17 protein-coding genes are annotated in these 18,097 nt (G+C 54.6%); 10 read left to right on the forward strand and 7 right to left on the reverse strand.

Annotation, left to right across the window (positions count from 1 at the left end; genetic code table 11):
• Window positions 1-18: 18 nt before the first annotated feature.
• The 7 genes from F6R98_RS04785 to nifH all read right to left on the reverse strand — a co-directional run bounded on the left by F6R98_RS04785 (window position 19) and on the right by nifH (window position 6,566).
• The gene (locus tag F6R98_RS04785) at window positions 19-1,011 is read right to left on the reverse strand and encodes a hypothetical protein (protein WP_153248005.1); all 993 of its coding nucleotides are present in this window, start codon (window positions 1,009-1,011) and stop codon (window positions 19-21) included.
• Complete coding sequence (locus F6R98_RS04790) at window positions 1,004-1,273, reverse strand: DUF6129 family protein (protein ID WP_153248006.1); 270 nt, start codon at window positions 1,271-1,273, stop codon at window positions 1,004-1,006. Before F6R98_RS04790 ends, F6R98_RS04785 begins: the two co-directional genes overlap by 8 nt.
• A gap of 2 nt (window positions 1,274-1,275) precedes the next feature.
• A complete protein-coding gene (gene nifX, locus F6R98_RS04795; RefSeq protein WP_153248007.1) occupies window positions 1,276-2,013 on the reverse strand; it encodes a nitrogen fixation protein NifX in 738 nt (245 codons plus the stop codon).
• A 107-nt stretch (window positions 2,014-2,120) separates the two neighbouring features.
• Entirely contained in the window at window positions 2,121-2,327 is a 207-nt protein-coding gene (nifT, locus tag F6R98_RS04800) for a putative nitrogen fixation protein NifT (RefSeq protein ID WP_153248008.1), read from the reverse strand.
• 78 nt (window positions 2,328-2,405) lie between these two features.
• Window positions 2,406-3,977, reverse strand: coding sequence for a nitrogenase molybdenum-iron protein subunit beta (gene nifK, locus F6R98_RS04805; RefSeq protein ID WP_153248009.1), 1,572 nt, complete (start codon window positions 3,975-3,977; stop codon window positions 2,406-2,408).
• A gap of 151 nt (window positions 3,978-4,128) precedes the next feature.
• On the reverse strand, window positions 4,129-5,616 hold the full coding sequence (gene nifD, locus F6R98_RS04810) for a nitrogenase molybdenum-iron protein alpha chain (protein WP_153248010.1): 1,488 nt from the start codon (window positions 5,614-5,616) through the stop codon (window positions 4,129-4,131).
• Between the two features lie 62 nt (window positions 5,617-5,678).
• Window positions 5,679-6,566 carry a nitrogenase iron protein gene (nifH, locus tag F6R98_RS04815; RefSeq protein WP_153248011.1) on the reverse strand — a complete coding sequence of 296 codons (888 nt, stop codon included), beginning with the start codon at window positions 6,564-6,566 and terminating at the stop codon, window positions 5,679-5,681.
• A 421-nt stretch (window positions 6,567-6,987) separates the two neighbouring features.
• Between nifH and mraZ the strand changes: the two genes are divergently transcribed.
• The 10 genes from mraZ to murG all read left to right on the forward strand — a co-directional run bounded on the left by mraZ (window position 6,988) and on the right by murG (window position 18,081).
• Window positions 6,988-7,446 (forward strand): division/cell wall cluster transcriptional repressor MraZ, encoded by a 459-nt coding sequence (gene mraZ / locus F6R98_RS04820; RefSeq protein ID WP_153248012.1) that lies wholly within the window; start codon window positions 6,988-6,990, stop codon window positions 7,444-7,446.
• Complete coding sequence (rsmH, locus tag F6R98_RS04825; RefSeq protein ID WP_153248013.1) at window positions 7,446-8,375, forward strand: 16S rRNA (cytosine(1402)-N(4))-methyltransferase RsmH; 930 nt, start codon at window positions 7,446-7,448, stop codon at window positions 8,373-8,375. Before mraZ ends, rsmH begins: the two co-directional genes overlap by 1 nt.
• Window positions 8,372-8,629, forward strand: a complete 258-nt coding sequence (ftsL, locus tag F6R98_RS04830; RefSeq protein ID WP_153248014.1) for a cell division protein FtsL — start codon at window positions 8,372-8,374, stop codon at window positions 8,627-8,629. The genes rsmH and ftsL overlap by 4 nt, the downstream gene beginning before the upstream one ends.
• 13 nt (window positions 8,630-8,642) lie before the next feature.
• Window positions 8,643-10,358 (forward strand): peptidoglycan D,D-transpeptidase FtsI family protein, encoded by a 1,716-nt coding sequence (locus tag F6R98_RS04835; protein WP_153248015.1) that lies wholly within the window; start codon window positions 8,643-8,645, stop codon window positions 10,356-10,358.
• 97 nt (window positions 10,359-10,455) lie between these two features.
• Window positions 10,456-11,991, forward strand: coding sequence for a UDP-N-acetylmuramoyl-L-alanyl-D-glutamate--2,6-diaminopimelate ligase (locus F6R98_RS04840; protein WP_153248016.1), 1,536 nt, complete (start codon window positions 10,456-10,458; stop codon window positions 11,989-11,991).
• Entirely contained in the window at window positions 11,978-13,354 is a 1,377-nt protein-coding gene (locus tag F6R98_RS04845; protein ID WP_153248017.1) for a UDP-N-acetylmuramoyl-tripeptide--D-alanyl-D-alanine ligase, read from the forward strand. The genes F6R98_RS04840 and F6R98_RS04845 overlap by 14 nt, the downstream gene beginning before the upstream one ends.
• Window positions 13,345-14,427: a phospho-N-acetylmuramoyl-pentapeptide-transferase gene (gene mraY, locus F6R98_RS04850; protein ID WP_153248018.1), complete on the forward strand. Its 1,083-nt coding sequence runs from the start codon at window positions 13,345-13,347 to the stop codon at window positions 14,425-14,427. Before F6R98_RS04845 ends, mraY begins: the two co-directional genes overlap by 10 nt.
• An 8-nt stretch (window positions 14,428-14,435) precedes the next feature.
• Entirely contained in the window at window positions 14,436-15,827 is a 1,392-nt protein-coding gene (murD, locus tag F6R98_RS04855) for a UDP-N-acetylmuramoyl-L-alanine--D-glutamate ligase (RefSeq protein ID WP_153248019.1), read from the forward strand.
• The gene (ftsW, locus tag F6R98_RS04860; protein WP_153248020.1) at window positions 15,824-17,023 is read left to right on the forward strand and encodes a putative lipid II flippase FtsW; all 1,200 of its coding nucleotides are present in this window, start codon (window positions 15,824-15,826) and stop codon (window positions 17,021-17,023) included. The genes murD and ftsW overlap by 4 nt, the downstream gene beginning before the upstream one ends.
• On the forward strand, window positions 17,005-18,081 hold the full coding sequence (gene murG / locus F6R98_RS04865; RefSeq protein WP_153248021.1) for an undecaprenyldiphospho-muramoylpentapeptide beta-N-acetylglucosaminyltransferase: 1,077 nt from the start codon (window positions 17,005-17,007) through the stop codon (window positions 18,079-18,081). The genes ftsW and murG overlap by 19 nt, the downstream gene beginning before the upstream one ends.
• The last annotated feature ends 16 nt before the right edge of the window (window positions 18,082-18,097 follow it).

The following is an 18,097-nucleotide window of genomic DNA, read 5'->3' on the forward strand; positions in this document are numbered from 1 at the left end:
GTGGGAAACGTATAAAAATTAAACAGAGTAAGGTGCGTCCATCCATCTGCGCAAGGTTGCCGTATCGCGATCCGGCAGATAGGCGTAGTCTTTCTTCAGGTCGCGATGCACGCTTTCGCCGATGTGAGGCGAAATCAGGCCCTTGACCATGAAAAAGTACCAGGCAAACGGGTAGCCGGCCTGACTGTCGAAACGGCTCAGCAAGGTCGCCAGCGGTTTGCCGTGGCGGGTGTTGGCCGACGCGTCGAGACTGGGCAGGTTGGAACTGGTGTTGAGTACAACTTCCACATTCATGCGCTGTTCGCCGTGACGGCCCAGATGCTGAGAAAGTCGTAAACTCCAGAAGTCGGACAGCGTGTGCATATTTGCGGGAGAGCTGTGATTCCAGTCGTCGAAGAAACGTTGAGCAGGATGAGACTCGGCTCGGTGTTTGCCCAGTTCGCTCATGAATAACGCCACTTCGGTTTTTCTTCGATAGGCGTAGCGCGCGGACCCGATTGCAAACGGTTTGATCTTGATCGGGATGATCGGGTCGATGATGCTTTCTACATCGTCGGGAGGGTCATCGTTATTGACCAGATAGCGCTCTGCCCATTCCTGGGTGCGGTCGACTTCGATCTGCACGAAGTCTTCGGCATTTACGCCGGTTTGAGCGGTCAGGTAGAGTGTTACTCCCTTGTGGTGGGTAGCAAGCAGATTCTGTTCCTCGCAGAATTCGACCAAAGCGTCCATGTCCTGTCCGCATTCCAGAAATGTTCGTTCGGCCCATTCGTTGAGATCGGCGGCCATACGGCTGCCGTCGGGTTTGACAATGCCGCCGAGCCGGTACCATTCGTGTCCGAAGCGGGCGCGCTTGATTTCGTAATCCGGATAGGCTTTCTGTATGCGCGTAATTAATTGTTCGTCGCCCTCGACGGCCAGGCTATCCCGGCAAATGCGCGCCAGGGCGGGTCCGTCGAAGCTGGATACGGCTGGGGAGAGGCTTTCGGAAACTGCGTTGGATTTAGTCATCGGCGATGATCTCGGCAATGACCAGACCGGTGGCATGTTCCAGCGACTGCGTAAATTTGAGACAGTGCTCGCGTCCGTCAATCAGATAGAGATTGAATCCTTCGTGTTCCGCGTAGGGCGTTTGCACGCCGATATCGTCGTCCAGGCACCAGGTAAAATGGAGGCCCGGATAACTCTCACGCAGAATGGATAGGCTCGCTTCCTCCAGCGGCAGTTCGCCTATACGTTGTGCAATGTGCTGTACTTGCTCTGCTGTCAGCATGGTTATTCATCGTCCCAACTTTCTTCGCTATTGAAACGCCTGCGCGTAGCCGGTGTTTCCCCCATTATTTTTGCCAGCCAGGGCGGCGGGTGTCCGTTCAGTATGGTCTGCAGCTTTATGATGACTTCATGCGCGCTGCTTTCTTCCGCCAGCTTCATCGGGTAGATGCCTGCCTTGATGACTTTGGCGGCGGCAGGACCGCCGATGGATACAACGTAAAGAATTTGGCAGTCCTTGATCAGTTCCGCACGAAAACGATTTCTGTCGTCGGATTCATCCGCGCCTTCGCTTGAACGCAGATCTATCAACCGCGCTTCGTCCTTGCCGACCTGATAGATCAGGTAGCGCTGGCAAGAACCGAAGTGACCGTCCATTTCCGCGCCGGTATTTGAAGCTATCGCCACGCGTATGGAACCCGGCATGTCTCCTTCCCGCCAGTCTTGCGGTTTCGGCAAGTCGTCTCTGGCTACTTCTCCCCAGAGTATACGTACCGCTTCCTTGTAATGCGGTATGGTGAGGGTGTCGAGGTGTTCGGTGTCTTCTTCGCCGTCCGGACTGGCGAGTCCGGTTTTAAGCTGTGTAACAGTGACGAGCGAGAGTTTTTCTTCGGTAAGCGGCGCGCCGAGCTTGTCCAGCAGAACTTCTACCAGTTGCTGCGCGTTGATATCAGGCAGTACGCGAGCTGCAAGGCCTATGCGCAACGCCACATCCCTGTCCATAATGGCGGCTGTAGCATTCATGTTTTACCTCATTGGAAGATCCCTCTCCGCTGGGAGAGGGTGGCAAAAACAATTGGTTATAACGTTGTTTTGATATCCAGGTCGCAGGATGTGCAGCATATCAAATATCACGCGCGCTTGGCGCGCAACGTGATCGGTAATTTGGGTTGCGGGATCGGTTCCAGATAAAAACGCTGGCCGTCGCCCAGAACAACTTCGCCGCCCCACTTTTCCGGCGTATCGAACTCGATCGATTCTATATTTTCTTCCAGGTCCTTCTTGGGAACATAGAAAATGAGCTTGTCCGCTTTTTGGCTGATCATGACTTCCGGCATGTGGGTCTCCTGTTTCGATTGTAAAGCAAAAAATATCAGGCATGCCGGTAAAAGCATGCCTGACCAAAGACAGACGGACTAGCGAATAAGATCGTAGTTGTAGTCTGTCGTACCCATGCCGCGAGTATCTTCGTCCAGGCGATCCAGGATCGCATTGACAATTGTTTTTAACATATAAATAGCGCCTTCGTAGCCCAGCGTGGTGTCCCTGTGCAGGTGATGGCGATCGAAAATCGGGAAGCCGAGACGAATCAACGGCACCTCGAACTCCTTGCCTTTGTGCAGGGTGTCGCGCTGTATCCACTTACCGTAGCTGTTCCCGATCATGAAGTCCGGTTTGTCGGTGAATACCAGAGAGCGCATATGCCATAGATCGCAGCCGATGTAAACCTTGCTGTTAACGCCGTAAGGAGAGTCCGCCAGGATTGCTTCCACCGCTTTTTTCCAGCGCTTGTTGGCATGGTTGCAAAGAACGTGGATGGGTTCGGCGCCCACTTCAAGCAGGAACTTGGTCATGCCCATTACGAAGTCCGCATCGCCCCACAATGCAAAACGCTTGCCGTGCAGCCACGCATGTGAGTCGGTCAGCATATCGACCAGGCGTCCACGCTCCAGTTCCAGCGAGGCTGGAATGGGTTTGCCGGTGATTTCCGATACTTTCATCAGGAATTCGTCGGTCCATTCCAGGCCCATCGGAATATTCAGTTTCGGTACTTCGTGCTTCCAGGTGTTCTCGACGTATTTTTTGGTTTTCTCGAGCTGCCAGGGCTGTAACAGGATGGTATTCAGCGCATTGGGCGCATCCTTGATTTCGGCTTGCGTGGTGCCGCCCGAATACATGCGGAAATGGCCGTCGGCCGGCGTATCCAGTACTTCGGATGGATCGCTCAGCAGAGTATGCTCGACACCCATCTCATTGAGCATGCGGTGGATCACGCGGAAGTTGCCCAGGTAGGTTTCGAAGCCCGGCACCAGGTTCAGCTTGCCGTTGGAGCCTATTTCCTTGCCTTCCATGTAGTTGAGGGTATAGTAACGCGCCATGCCTTCGAACATATTGTCCCAGCCGGTGGTGTGGCTGCCGACAAAGCTTGGCGTATGTGCGAACGGGACCGGGAACTCCTGTTCGATATGGCCTTCCTTCTTGGCGTTGTTGATAAACGCGTTAAGGTCGTCGCCGATTACTTCCGCCATGCAGGTGGTGGACACCGCGATCACATCCGGTTTATACAGGGCCTTGGCGTTGGCCAGACCGTCGAACATGTTTTTTTGTCCACCGAACACTGCCGCGTCTTCGGTCATGGAGTCCGAAACGCAGGAAATCGGTTCTTTGAAATGGCGGTTGAAATAGGTGCGGAAGTAGGCGACGCAGCCTTGCGATCCATGCACATAAGGCAGAGTCTTCTCGAAGCCCAATGCGCACAGCACCGCGCCCAGAGGCTGACAGGCTTTTGCCGGATCAACGGTGAGGGCTTCGCGCTTGAAATTGAGCTCCTGATACTCCTGGGACGTCGTCCACTGGAAGACCTCGTCGATCTTTTCCTGGGGGTGGCGTTCTTCAAAGTTCTCCCGCTTGTCCGCCAGCATGGCTTTGTAGTCGTCCTCGCGGAACAGGGGGTAGCTCGGTTTGATATCGTCGATTGTTTGGCTCATGGTCATTCTCCTTTGCGCGCCACCAATCTGTGGACAGACGCAAATCGAAGTTGATTTAGTAAGGTCGGGTCAGGCTGATTGTGCGTAACCCGGCGCGGTGCCGCTGCTTGCCGGGTTACTGGTCACTACCCTGGCCGTGTTGGTTATACTGTTAAGCTACGGCGCGTTTGGCTTCCGATGCGTCTTCCGTCGCCGCTTTTTTCCACGGCGGCTGCATTTTGTTCCAGCACGGATTATTCAGCGTCAAATCCATATCCTTGGCGAAGATAGCGAAGCCGTCATAACCATGATACGGACCTGAGTAATCCCAGGAATGCATCTGGCGGAACGGAATGCCCATCTTCTGGAAGATGTATTTTTCCTTGATGCCGGAGCCGATCAGATCGGGTTTGATCCTTTTAACGAACTCTTCGAATTCGTAGCCGGTCACGTCGTCGTACAGCAGCGTCGCGTTGCCCATTTCCTTGATGGTCCGGTCGTAATCGTCGTTATGCGCGAATTCATAACCGGTGCCGACCACTTCCATTCCCAGATCTTCGTAGGCGCCGATTACATGACGCGGACGCAGACCGCCGATGTACAGCATGACCCGCTTGCCTTCCAGACGCGGGCGAAATTTGGCGATAACCGCTTCGTACTCGACCCGGTATTTCTCGATAACCCGTTCTGCGCCTTCCTTGATTTTGTCGTCGAAATGTGCGGCGATAGCGCGCAGGGATTCGGCGGTCTTGGTCGGTCCGAAGAAGTTGTACTCCATCCACGGAATGCCGTACTTCTCTTCCATGTGCCGTGAGATGTAGTTCATCGAACGGTAGCAATGGACGAGATTGAGCTTGACCTTCGGGGTCAACTCCATCTCAGCTATGGTGCCGTCGCCCGACCATTGAGCGACTACGCGCAGTCCCATTTCTTCCAGCACCATGCGCGACGGCCAGATATCGCCGCCGATGTTGTAGTCGCCGATGATCGCAACGTCGTAAGGCGTGGTTTCAAAGCTGTTGTCGCCGTCGCGGTTGCCGATGACGTGGTCGCGGATCGCATCGTTGGCGATATGATGACCCAGGGACTGCGATACGCCGCGGAAGCCTTCGCAACGTACCGGTACGACCGGTTTGTTGATTTCCTTCGAGGCCTTCTTGGAAACGGCTTCGATATCGTCGCCGATCAGGCCGATCGGGCATTCGGACTGAACCGAGATACCCTTGTTCAGCGGGAACAGGGTTTCGATTTCGCCGATCATTTTCGCCAGTTTTTTATCACCGCCGAAAACGATATCCTTCTCCTGGAAATCCGAGGTGAAGTTCAGCGTGACGAACGCATTGACGCCGGTCACACCGATATAATAGTTGCGGCGTCCCCCGCGCGAATACTGCCCGCAACCGACCGGACCATGGGAAATATGGATCATGTCCTTGATTGGACCCCAGACCACGCCGCGCGAACCGGCGTAGGCGCAACCGCGGATGGTCATCACGCCGGGCAGCGATTTGCGATTGGAGGTGATGCATTTGCTCGATTTTTCAACCGACTGGTCGTTGACCGCCAAGTGTTTGGCTCTGTCTTTCTTGGCCTTTTCAGGGTAAATCTCAAGCACCTCCTGGATGAGGGCTTCGGTTTCTTCTTTAGTAAGTGCAGACATAGCGATGTCTCCTGATGGGAAAGGAAAGGGTGGGCGGTAGCGCCCACCCCGGGCCTTGATGGTTAGGCGGCAGCCGCAGCCAGTTCGGCAGCGGTTTTGCCAATGGTGCTTTCGTCTTCTTCTTCCATGAGACCGAAGTTCATCAACAGTTCTTCCAGTTCATCCATGGTGATTGGAGTCGGGATGACCAGGTTCTTGTTGTTCATGACTTTTTGAGCCAAAGAGCGATACTCGTCCGCCTGCTTTGCAGCCGGCTCATACTCGATGACGGTCATACGGCGAATTTCGGCGCGTTGCACGACGTTGTCGCGGGGTACGAAATGGATCATATGCGTACCCATCTGCTTGGCCAGTTCCATGATGAGTTCATCTTCACGGGCAGTCTGACGCGAGTTGCAGATCAAGCCGGCCAGACGCACGCCGCCCGAGTTGGCGTATTTCACGATGCCCTTGGCGATGTTGTTGGCAGCGTACATGGCCATCATTTCGCCTGAGCAGACGATATAGATTTCCTGCGCCTTGTTTTCGCGAATCGGCATGGCGAAACCGCCGCAGACCACGTCTCCCAGTACGTCGTAGAATACGAAATCGAGGTCGTCGGTGTAGGCGCCTTCTTCTTCCAGGAAGTTGATCGCGGTGATAACGCCGCGGCCTGCGCAACCTACGCCTGGCTCCGGACCGCCGGACTCAACGCACTTGACATCGCCGTAGCCGACTTTCAATACATCTTCCAGCTCCAGATCTTCAACGCTGCCCGCATCGGCAGCCATCTGCATGATGGAGTTCTGTGCCTTGGAGTGAAGGATCAGACGGGTGGAGTCCGCTTTCGGGTCGCAGCCGACGATCATTACTTTCTTTCCTGCTTCAGCCAGAGCTGCAACCAGGTTCTGAGTGGTGGTGGACTTGCCGATACCACCTTTGCCGTATATGGCGCATTGACGTAAAGCCATTTTGCTCTCCTTATTCCTGTAATTGGGTTGATGGAAATACACACGCACTATGAGTAATGCAAGCGCTGTGCCAGTGTTTAATGTTGTATTAACATAATGAAAAATAAAATAATAATTGTTTGTTGATTGTTGCTGTCATGTGTAGCGACTCTGACAAACTCCGGATTTTTGTAGGGTGAAGCGTTGTTTTCTTGTGTAACGGAAGGCGTTGCCGTCATCCGTTATTGCTGGCGACTATATATGGAATGTCCGGGTTGTCCGCAGTTTGTTTGCTATCGCATGCCTGGTGACGCTGATAACTGACGGGTTTTGGTGGTGATTACGCGGCTATCTCAAAAATCGTGCTTGACTTGTGTTCAATAGGTTTTTATAGTCCCACCATATGTGGAGAATTGTGGTGAAAAATGGTTAAAGGTGGGGCGTGTTTCGCGGTGTAACCGCGATCAACCTGGACGAGAAGTGGCGATTGGCAATTCCGACTCGCTACCGTGCCGAACTTAAGGAATGCTGTGAGTATCAGTTGATATTGACCGTAAGCCTGGACAAGTGTCTGTTGCTTTATCCCTTGCCCGAATGGGAAGAGATCGAAAAAAAATTAGTCAAGCTCCCCGCGCTCAACAAACAGGCGAAACGCCTGCAACGCTTATTGATAGGCCATGCGACCGAATGCGAGATGGATAATCAAGGGCGTTTTCTTATTTCAGAGCCCTTGCGCAAATTTGCCGGAATCGAAAAGCGCGCCATGCTGATCGGTCAAGGCAACAAGTTTGAAATATGGGACGAGGAGAGCTGGAATACCAGTAGGGATGAATGGGTTAGCGATGAAACGCTGAACGATATCAGCGATCTGTCGCCCGAGCTGGAATCGCTATCATTCTAATGGAAACGGACCGCGCCCATTTTCCGGTGATGCTGCCTGAGGCCATGGAGGGGCTGGCTATCGATCCCGCCGGTTTTTACGTGGATTGTACCTTCGGGCGCGGGGGGCACAGCCGGGCGATTCTGGGCGCTTTGGGTGAGCACGGGCGTTTGTTGGCCTTGGATAAGGACCCTGATGCAGTTGTGTCGGCAGACGCGCGCGAACTTGAACAAGATCCCCGTTTCGAAATCGCCCATGCCAGTTACGCGGAACTACAGCAACAAATCGAACGGCGGCGGCAAACAGGGCGGGTTTCCGGTGTGCTGCTGGATTTGGGCGTTTCTTCGCCGCAACTTGACAGAGGCGAGAGGGGGTTCAGCTTTTTACGCGATGGCCCGCTTGATATGCGCATGAATACGGCCCGTGGCATGACCGCTGCGCAATGGCTGGATACGATAAAGGAAGAAGAGTTGATTTTTGTGTTGCGCGAATATGGTGAAGAGCGTTTTGCCGGACGAATCGCGCACGCGGTGCTTGCGGCAAGACCTTTGCGGACGACACTGGAGCTGGCGAAACTGATCGAATCCGCAGTACCGGCGCGCGAAAAAAACAAACACCCGGCAACCCGGAGTTTTCAGGCGATCAGAATGGCGTTGAACGATGAGCTGGGCGAGCTGGAGCTTTGTCTGCGGCAAACGCTAGATGTTTTGCGTGATCAGGGACGTCTGGTGGCTATTTCGTTTCATTCGCTGGAAGATCGGCTGGTCAAACGCTTTATACGCGATGAAGAGAAAGGTATTCCTGTTCCCAGGCATATGCCGGTGGTTGCCGTCCACGTTCCAAAAATGAAAAAGGTAGGCGTGGCAAGGAAAGCGTCGCAGGCGGAACTGAATGTCAATGTAAGGTCCCGTAGCGCGGTGCTCAGGGTGGCTGAAAGAGTTGTTCTATGAAATTCATGATGTTCCTTTTGCTCATGATATTGGCGTCGGCCATGGCGGTGGTGCATGCCAAATACCGGTCGCGGATGCTGTTTGCAGAAGTGCAGCGTATCGAGCAGGAATTGGAGGGTTACGAAGTCGAATGGGGACTCTTGCAGTTGGAGCAGAATACGTGGGCCGAGCACAGCCGCATAGAAGGGTTGGCTCGCAGCAAGCTGGGGATGGCGTTACCGTCCAGAAACGCTATTACTTACGTAAAACCTTGAGTAGAGGCTGACTATGATCATCACGCATGCTCGGACAGTAGATGAGGTTGAGTTTGCTGCGCGCTGGCGTTTTTTATTGCTGCTGTTGATGGGGGCAATGGTGGTGCTGGTTATGCGCGCAGCCTATCTGCAGGTAATTGATAATCAATTTTTACAAAAACAGGGCAACCTGCGCCATGTCGGCGTTATGCCAGTTCCCGCGCACCGGGGGCGTGTCGTCGATAGAAACGGCGAGTTGCTGGCTATCAGTTCTCCGGTTAAATCGGTCTGGGGCAACCCGAAGGAATTCGAGGCGTCTCCGCATGAAATCAGTGCGCTCAGCAATATGCTGGGTATGCCGGCCGGTGAAATAAAAAAGCGCCTGTTCGATGAGCACAGAGGGTTTTCTTATCTGAAACGGCGTATCAGCCCTGAAATAGCAGATCAGGTGCTGGCGTTGGGTATTCCCGGGATCTATGCCGATCGCGAGTATCGCCGATACTATCCGGTCGGAGAAGTAACTTCCCATATAGTCGGCTTTACCAATATCGACGATCAAGGACAGGAAGGAATAGAACTCGCTTATAATGATATGCTGAAGGGGGTTTCCGGCGCGCGACGCATCATGCGCGACGGTAAGCACCGAGTCATTGAGGATGTCGCCAGCGTCAGTTTGCCTGTTCCGGGCAAGGATATCACGCTGACCATCGATCAGCGCATGCAGTATCTGGCTTATCGCGAATTGAAAAAAGCAGTGATATCCCATCGCGCCAAATCCGGCTCGCTGGTGCTGCTGGACGCAAAGAACGGCGATGTGCTGGCGATGGTAAACCAGCCGTCGTTTAATCCCAATGCAAATTTTAGCGCCAACGGTGGTTTCACGCGTAATCGCGCTATTACCGACGTGTTCGAGCCGGGGTCGACCATCAAGCCGTTCGGCGTGGCATGTGCGATGGAACTGGGGCAGATACGCCCTGAAACGGTGATAGACACCTCTCCAGGCCAGATGCATGTCGGTCCCAATCTGGTTAAGGACGTGCACAATTACGGTGTGCTGGATGTGTCACGAATACTGCAAAAATCCAGCAATGTGGGAATGACCAAAATAGCGCTGAATTTGCCGTCGCGCAAATTCTGGGCTTTTTATAACAACCTGGGGTTCGGACAAGCGCTGGATACCGGTTTTCCCGGTGAGGCGCATGGACATCTTCCCGATTATCAAAGTTTGAGATCATTTACCCAGGCGACGCTTTCTTTCGGTTATGGGCTATCTTCATCGACGCTACAGCTGGCGCGGGCCTATCTGACCCTGGCCAACGGCGGCGTGATGCCGATGGTTGGGCTGGTGAATCGTGAAGGGGACAAGGCGCCGGAAATGCATCGCATCATGTCGGCGGCTACCGCCAACAGCGTGCGTACGATACTGGAATCCGTCGTTTCTCGTGAGGGTACGGCATTGAAAGCCAGCGTGCCGGGATTCCGGGTAGCCGGTAAAACCGGCACGGTCAAGAAAACCGGCGCGCGCGGTTACGAGGAATCGGTATATATGTCGCTGTTTGCCGGCATGGCGCCTGCGAGCGACCCGCGTCTGGTGATGGTGGTGATGATAGATGAGCCTACGGCCGGAGAGTATTACGGCGGCGCGGTAGCAGCCCCGGTATTTTCAAGTGTAATGGAAGGGGCGTTGCGGATGATAAACGTGGCGCCGGACCAGGCTATGCCGGGACCTGTCGTTACTGCGTCCAAGTAAGTGAAGCTCCCGGTAAGTTTGGTAAGAAATAAAATCATATAGTTGTCTGTAGAGGTAAAAGCTTGATTAATTCGGCGCTTCCACAAAGGATCACTTGATGACGGACTCCAGCCCGGTTGAAAATTATAGTTTGAAAAAACTGTTGCAGCGGTGGGTCAACGCTTCCGTGCTCCCTGCAAGGGATGTGACGGGGCTTTGTCTGGACAGTCGCCGGCTTGTAGCTGGCGATTTGTTTTTTGCGCTGTCGGGAAACGCCGAGCATGGCATGCGTCACGCGAGGCAGGCAATCAATGCCGGAGCCTGTGCGGTGGTTTTTGATCCCGATGGCGGCGGCGCGGAAATGGCGGCAGAAGAGTGGCCGGTTCCAGTCCTGCCGCTGCCTCGACTGAATCAGAAAATCGGCTGGATTGCCGATCAGTTTAATGGCGCGCCTTCAAGCGCGCTGGAAGTAATCGCGATCACCGGCACCAATGGGAAGACATCGTGCAGTCACTTTCTGGCGCAACTATTGGGTGAACTGGCGGAAACGGCTGTTATCGGCACGTTGGGCTGGGGGCGGATCGACCGTTTACAGCCGATCAGCCATACCACGCCGCATGCGCTGGATGTGCACCGTTATCTTGCCGCTCTTTGCAAGCAAGGCGTGCGTTTTGTCGCGATGGAGGCTTCATCGCACGGATTGGAGCAAGGACGCTTGAATGGCGTACGCTTTACCGGCGCATTGTTTACCAATCTGAGCCGCGATCATCTCGATTATCACGGCGATATGAATGCCTATCTGGATGCCAAGCTGCGTTTGTTGGAGAGTCCGGGGCTGGGTTTTGTTGTGTTCAATCTTGACGACGACAGCGCGCAAAAAATTATGGAGCGGTCGGTAGACCAGGCGTTGAAAATTGGTTTTACCCGGCGCGCTGCGCCGGCAGCGAACCCCGATGTTCATGTGCTGAGCGCGTCGAGTATCCGGCACACAGACGGAGGAATAGAGTTTGTTGTGGAATTTAATGGCCGGAGCGTGCTGGTCAATGCGCCTGTGCATGGCGATTTTAATGTCGAAAATTTGCTGGCTTGCCTTGCCGTGTTGCTGGCGCGAGGAGAAAAGCTGGAGTCCGCAGGACGCAGGCTGGCGCGTGTAAAACCGGTAAGCGGGCGCATGGAGTTTTTGCGCGACGCGCGAGGAGTCAATGTCGTGGTCGATTATGCGCATACGCCGGATGCGTTGGAGAAGTTGTTGCGCTCGCTGAAGCTTCGGCACGGAAAGCTCATCGCGGTGATTGGGTGCGGCGGCGATCGTGATCGCGGTAAACGTCCGCAAATGGGGGCCATTGCCGAGCAGTACGTCGATCGTATGGTTTTGACGGACGATAATCCTCGCTTCGAGGATGGCGCCAAGATTATTGAGGATATTCTCGCCGGTTGTAAACGGCATGATCACAGTGTGGTACGCGATCGTTTTGCCGCGATTCGCGCAGCAATCGAAATGGCGGAGGACGGCGATACCGTGGTGATAGCCGGCAAGGGGCATGAGGCGACGCAGGAAACAGCGGGCGTGCGCATTCCTTTTAACGACAAGGAGGTTGTCAGACAGATTTTCCGGGAAATGTCTCGCGAAAGGAGCGCACATGCTGCTTTCTGAGCTGGCGCAAATTGTCGGCGGAAGTCTGGTAGGGACTGACGTAGCGTTTGACGAAATCAGTACCGATAGCCGGACCTTGCATTCCGGTACCCTATTTGTCGCCCTTTCCGGCGAACGTTTCGACGGACATGATTTTGTCGCTGCGGTACAAGCGCAAGGCGCGGTCGCGGCGCTGGTCGAGCACGAGTGCGCTGTCGAGTTGCCGCTGCTTGTTGTGGATAATACGCGGCTTGCTCTGGGACGATATGGCGCATGGCGGCGTGCGTTGTACGCGCCCGTGGTGGCAGGCGTAACCGGCAGTAACGGCAAGACCACGGTAAAGGAAATGATAGCGGCTGTATTGGCAGGGATTGCGCCGGTGCATAAGACGCAAGGCAACCTTAATAATGATCTTGGCGTGCCTCTCACGCTGTTGCAACTGCAGCCCGAGCATGTTTATGCCGTGATAGAAATGGGCGCAAACCACACGGGTGAAATTGCCTACGCCGGCTCTCTGGCGCGCCCCGATGTAGCCGTGATCACCAATGCAGGGGTTGCTCATCTCGAAGGTTTTGGCGGACGCGATCAGGTGGCTGCAGCGAAAGGCGAGTTGCTGGGGGAGCTGGGCGAGCGGGGTGTGGCCGTTTTGAATGCCGATGACGAATACATTACGCTTTGGCGGAAACAAGCTGCGGCACGGAAAATCATCACCTTTGGCTTTTCGGCGGATGCCGACGTGCGGGGTATGAGCGAATCGGTGCAAGTCAGCGTCGATCGTAATGAGTTCAGGACGCATTGCAGGTATCGGTATCGCGAACATAGCCGTAATTTGACTTTGAGTCTGGCCGGACGGCACAACGTGGTAAATGCGCTGGCTGCAACCGCGGCCTGTCTGGCTCTCGACGTGAGTCTGGAGCAGATAGAACAGGCTTTGAGGGAACTGAAGCCTGTTCATGGGCGTATGGAGCCCGTACCGGCCTTCAATGGCGCGCTGTTGATCGATGATACCTACAATGCCAACCCTTCTTCGCTTGCTGCCGCGTTGGATGTCATGGCCGAGTTGCCGGGCGAACGCTGGGTCGCATTAGGCGCTTTTGCCGAACTGGGAGAGCATAGCGCCGCGCTGCATACGGAAATAGGGCTGTTGTTGAGGAATAAAGGCGTGAATCGCTTGTACGCGAGCGGAGAGTATTGCAAACACGCTGTCGCTGCTTTTGGCTCCGGCGCAGTTCACTGCCAAAGCCAGGGCGAATTAATCACATTACTGAAACAATCGTTGATCTGCGACAGCGTGCTGCTGGTAAAGGGTTCGCGGTCACAAAATATGGAGCGCGTCGTTGAAGCGCTTCGGATTCAAACACGGAGAAAAATCGCATGTTGTTAGAGCTTGCCAGAATTCTCGAGGCACATTTCGATGTATTCCGGGTTTTTCATTACCTGACTTTTCGCGCCATACTCGGCGTGTTGACCGCATTGATTATTTCCTTTGTCATCGGGCCCGTCATGATACGCCGCTTGAGTGAATTCAAGATCGGCCAAAGCGTGCGAGACGATGGTCCGCAATCCCATCTTTCCAAGTCGGGTACCCCGACGATGGGAGGCACTTTGATACTGATTTCCATCAGCGTCAGCACATTATTATGGGCGGATTTGACCAATCGCTACGTCTGGGTAACATTGCTGGTTACGCTGGCGTTCGGCGTAATCGGTTTTATCGACGACTACAAAAAACTGGTATTGAAAAACAGCAAAGGGCTTGCCGCACGCCATAAGTATTTATGGCAATCGCTGTTCGGTTTCGCCGCGGCCATTTTCCTTTACCAAAGTGCGACATCGCCGGCGGAAACTACTTTGATCGTACCCTTTTTTAAACAGATAACATTTAGCCTGGGCTGGTTTTATGTGGTGCTCTCGTATTTTGTCATTGTAGGCAGCAGTAATGCCGTCAATTTGACCGACGGTCTGGATGGGCTGGCCATTATGCCCACGGTATTGGTGGGTGGTGCGTTGGGTGTTTTTGCATACGCCTCGGGCAACAGCCATTTCGCAGAATATCTGGGTATCCCCTTTTTGCCTAAATCCGGCGAACTGATCGTGTTTTGCGGTGCGCTGGTGGGCGCAGGCCTGGGGTTTCTCTGGTTCAATACCTATCCCGCCCAGGTATTCATGGGCGATGTCGGCGCGCTGGCGCTGGGAGCCGGTTTAGGCACGCTGGCGATATTGGTGCGTCAGGAAATTGTTCTGGTCATCATGGGCGGGGTTTTTGTGGCGGAAACGCTTTCTGTCGTGCTGCAGGTAGTGTCGTTCAAGCTACGGGGCAAGCGTATATTCCGCATGGCACCGATTCATCATCACTACGAATTAAAAGGCTGGCCGGAACCCAAGGTGATAGTGCGTTTCTGGATTATTACCGTGATACTGGTTCTGGCAGGGTTGGCTACACTTAAACTGAGGTAATGTCTCTCATGAGTCATGTTGCAGAACGTGAAAACGCGCTGGACGTAAAGACGGCATTTTCGTCGTTGGGGTTGGATTATCAATCGCGCGTGCTGGTTATCGGGCTCGGTAAAACCGGACTTTCCGTTACGCGATTTCTTTCCAGTCTCAATCTAAAGGTCGCTGTGGTGGATTCCAGGCCCGCACCGCCGGAGCTTGGAACCTTGAGAGAGTTATTGCCGGATGTCGCCGTTTTTACAGGCGGATTTTCATCTCACGCGTTTAAGGCCGCCACACATTTGATAGTGAGTCCGGGCGTATCGCTGGAAATTCCCGAGATCAAGGCGGCTTTGATGCGCGGCGTGGAATTGATCAGCGATGTGGACTTGTTTGCCTGTGTCGCTCGCGCGCCGGTTATCGCCATCAGCGGCGCCAACGGCAAGAGCACGGTAACATGCCTGGTTGGCGCGATGGCCGAAGCGGATGATAAAAAGGCGGGTGTCGGCGGGAATTTGGGTACGCCCGCGCTGGATATGCTGAGAGACGATATTCAACTTTATATATTGGAGTTGTCGAGTTTCCAGACCGAGCGCACGCGTTTGCTGGAACCGTCGGCAGCCACCGTTTTAAATATCAGCCCGGACCACATGGACCGCTATTCCGGGGTGGAAGCATACGCAGAAGCGAAACGCCGCATATTTAACGGTAGCGGCGTAATGGTTTTGAATGAAGATGACGAACTCGTCGCGGCGATGGCGCGTTCCGGCAGAGATTGCCGCTGGTTCAGCACACGGCCCGAAAGCCGGGCCGATTACCGTTTGGAAACGATAAATGGAGAGGAATGGCTGCTTGCATGCGGCGAACCGCTGCTGCGCGGCAGCGAAGTTCGCATCAAGGGGCGGCACAATCTGGCGAACGCCTTGGCGGCATTGGCTTTGGGCGACGCTATGGGTTTTGCCCGTTCATCCTTGGTGCGCGCGCTGAAGCAGTTCAACGGGTTGGATCATCGTATGCAGTGGGTTGCAGAGCAGGGCGGCGTTACCTGGATCAACGATTCCAAGGCGACCAATATCGGAGCCTGCGTCGCTGCGCTTGAGGGCTTGCAGGGGGCCGCAGTATTGATAGCCGGAGGCGACAGCAAGGGGGCTGATTTTTCGCTGCTTGCACCGGTTGCGGAAAAAAAACTGCGTGCGGCCATATTAATGGGGAGGGATGCCGGTTTGCTCGAAGTCCATCTGGGCAAGGTCGTTAAAACCGTACGGGTCGAAAACATGAAGCAGGCAGTCGCTGCCGCCCGGACGCTGGCGCAGCCCGGCGATACGGTTTTGCTGGCGCCGGCATGCGCCAGCCTGGATCAATACAAGGATTATCAGGAGCGCGGACGGATTTTTGTTGAACAGGTAAGGGTTCAGGTCGTATGAATACACGTGCCCACTCTAAAAGCCGCGGTTTGGTTCTGCAGTGGAAGGAACAGCGATTTTATGTCGACACCTTGTTGTTGACCGCTTCGCTGGGCTTGCTGTTGTTTGGCTATATCATGGTAACTTCGGCGTCGCTGCATCTGGGGGAGAAGCTTGCCGACGACAGTTTTTACTTCCCCAAGCATCAATTGATACATATTGCGATAGGTTTGGCCGCCGCGCTGATGGTCGCTTCCAGGCCGCTGGAATTCTGGCAGAAATGGTCTATTCCATTATTATTTGCCGGCATGGGTTTGCTGGTAATCGTGCTGGTGCCGGGTTTGGGCAAGTCGGTTAACGGCAGCGTCAGATGGCTGAATATTCTGGGACTCAGAATCCAGGTGTCCGAGGTGTTCAAGCTGGTTGCTGTGATCTTCATGTCCAGTTATATCACCAGGCGTCTGGAATTGGTACGGCGTTCCGTTACCGGCGTGCTCTATCCGCTCGCGTTGCTGGGGGTGGCGGATTTATTGCTGCTCAAGGAGCCTGATTTCGGTTCGGTCGTCGTAGTGATGGCAACGGCGCTGGGCATGTTGTTTCTGGCCGGCGCGCGCATGTGGCTGTTTATAGCCTTGATGGTTCTGACCGGTGCAGGCGGTTCCTGGTTGATATATTCATCGTCATATCGTTTAAAACGGGTGCTGAGTTTTATCGATCCGTGGGCGGATCCGCTGAATTCCGGGTTTCAATTGACCCAGGCGCTGATTGCCTTCGGGCGTGGCGAATGGTTTGGCGTCGGTTTGGGGTCCAGCGTGCAGAAGCTTTTTTATCTGCCGGAAGCGCATACCGATTTTCTTTTTTCAGTGATAGGCGAGGAACTGGGGCTGCTGGGCGCCAGTTTTGTCATTTTATTGTTCTGCGCCATAGTCTGGCGCGCATTCGTGATAGGCCGCCTTGCTGCGCGTTCGAACAAACTGTTCGCATCGTATCTGGCTTACGGCTTGGGGATCTGGTTCGGGCTACAGGCTATTATCAATATGGGCGTGAACATGGGGATGCTGCCTACCAAGGGTTTGACGCTGCCTCTGATGAGTTATGGCGGCGGGAGCATGATCATGATGAGTTCGGCGTTGGCGATTTTGTTTCGCATCAGGAGCGAAGTAGTGGGAGCGAACCTGAGTTCCGCGCGGAGTACGGTATGGCTGCGCACATCCTGATTCTGGCCGGGGGTACGGGTGGTCATATTTATCCGGCGTTGGCTGTTGCCGAAGAGTTGATCGCACGCGGCTGCCGGGTTACCTGGATGGGTACGCGCTCAGGTATGGAGGCGGGTATCGTTCCTGCACGTGGAATACCCATGGAATGGCTAAATGTAGCCGGGTTCCGCGGCAAGGGCATTTCCGGCAAGCTACTAGCATTGTGGCGCGTTTTTCTGGCGGTGTTCCAGGCGAACCGTATAGTTGCCAGGTTAAAGCCGGACCTGGTGCTTGGCCTGGGCGGGTTCGTGGCCGGACCGGGCGGACTGGTCGCCTGGCTGCGACACGTACCACTGGTTATTCATGAGCAGAATCGCGTGCCAGGCACCACCAACCGTTTGCTGGCGCGATTTGCCAAAGTAAGACTGGAGGCGTTTCCCGGCAGTTTTTCCGCGAAAGTTGCAGCGCGCTGCATCGGAAATCCCTTACGCAAGGAAATCGTCGCGGCACTGGCTCCCAAGCGGAATGTACCTGAACGTGATAACGGCGTTTTGCACATACTGGTGCTGGGCGGCAGCCAGGGTGCTGCGGCTTTGAACGAGACAGTGCCGGCAGCCTTGGCGAAACTGGACGTCCGGCTGGAGATTATTCACCAGACTGGCGCGCGTCAACAGCTGGAAACGCAAGCGCTGTACCGGCAACTGGGTCTGGATGCCAAGGTGACGGCTTTTATTGAAGAGATGGCGGAAGCTTATCAATGGGCCGACCTGGCGGTATGCCGTTCTGGCGCAATGACCGTGAGCGAGTTGATGGCGGCAGGATTGCCTGCCGTACTGGTTCCATTTCCTCATGCGATAGACGACCATCAGACGCAAAATGCGCGTTATCTGGTGGATGCCGGAGCGGCAGTGCTGGTGCGGCAACCCGAATTGACCGCGCAGCACCTGGCCAGTACGCTGAAACTTGTGATTGAAAGTCCGGCTCTATTGAAGCAGATGTCCCGGCAGGCTTCCTTATTGGCGAAGACGAACGCCGCCAGCGAAGCAGCTGCGGTATGCATGGAATGGGGGAGCAGATAGATGATAAAACTGGCGA

Source organism: Candidatus Methylospira mobilis, from assembly GCF_009498235.1.
Lineage (GTDB): Bacteria > Pseudomonadota > Gammaproteobacteria > Methylococcales > Methylococcaceae > Methylospira > Methylospira mobilis.

Coding starts and splice junctions, on each gene's coding strand:
- F6R98_RS04835 (WP_153248015.1), top strand. CDS start 8,643: ATGATCATCACGCATGCTCGGACAGTAGATGAGGTTGAGTTTGCTGCG.
- nifD (WP_153248010.1), bottom strand. CDS start 5,616: ATGTCTGCACTTACTAAAGAAGAAACCGAAGCCCTCATCCAGGAGGTG.
- nifX (WP_153248007.1), bottom strand. CDS start 2,013: ATGAATGCTACAGCCGCCATTATGGACAGGGATGTGGCGTTGCGCATA.
- ftsW (WP_153248020.1), top strand. CDS start 15,824: ATGAATACACGTGCCCACTCTAAAAGCCGCGGTTTGGTTCTGCAGTGG.
- nifT (WP_153248008.1), bottom strand. CDS start 2,327: ATGCCGGAAGTCATGATCAGCCAAAAAGCGGACAAGCTCATTTTCTAT.
- ftsL (WP_153248014.1), top strand. CDS start 8,372: ATGAAATTCATGATGTTCCTTTTGCTCATGATATTGGCGTCGGCCATG.
- nifH (WP_153248011.1), bottom strand. CDS start 6,566: ATGGCTTTACGTCAATGCGCCATATACGGCAAAGGTGGTATCGGCAAG.
- murD (WP_153248019.1), top strand. CDS start 14,436: ATGAGTCATGTTGCAGAACGTGAAAACGCGCTGGACGTAAAGACGGCA.
- F6R98_RS04845 (WP_153248017.1), top strand. CDS start 11,978: ATGCTGCTTTCTGAGCTGGCGCAAATTGTCGGCGGAAGTCTGGTAGGG.
- F6R98_RS04840 (WP_153248016.1), top strand. CDS start 10,456: ATGACGGACTCCAGCCCGGTTGAAAATTATAGTTTGAAAAAACTGTTG.
- mraY (WP_153248018.1), top strand. CDS start 13,345: ATGTTGTTAGAGCTTGCCAGAATTCTCGAGGCACATTTCGATGTATTC.
- rsmH (WP_153248013.1), top strand. CDS start 7,446: ATGGAAACGGACCGCGCCCATTTTCCGGTGATGCTGCCTGAGGCCATG.
- F6R98_RS04790 (WP_153248006.1), bottom strand. CDS start 1,273: ATGCTGACAGCAGAGCAAGTACAGCACATTGCACAACGTATAGGCGAA.
- murG (WP_153248021.1), top strand. CDS start 17,005: ATGGCTGCGCACATCCTGATTCTGGCCGGGGGTACGGGTGGTCATATT.
- nifK (WP_153248009.1), bottom strand. CDS start 3,977: ATGAGCCAAACAATCGACGATATCAAACCGAGCTACCCCCTGTTCCGC.
- F6R98_RS04785 (WP_153248005.1), bottom strand. CDS start 1,011: ATGACTAAATCCAACGCAGTTTCCGAAAGCCTCTCCCCAGCCGTATCC.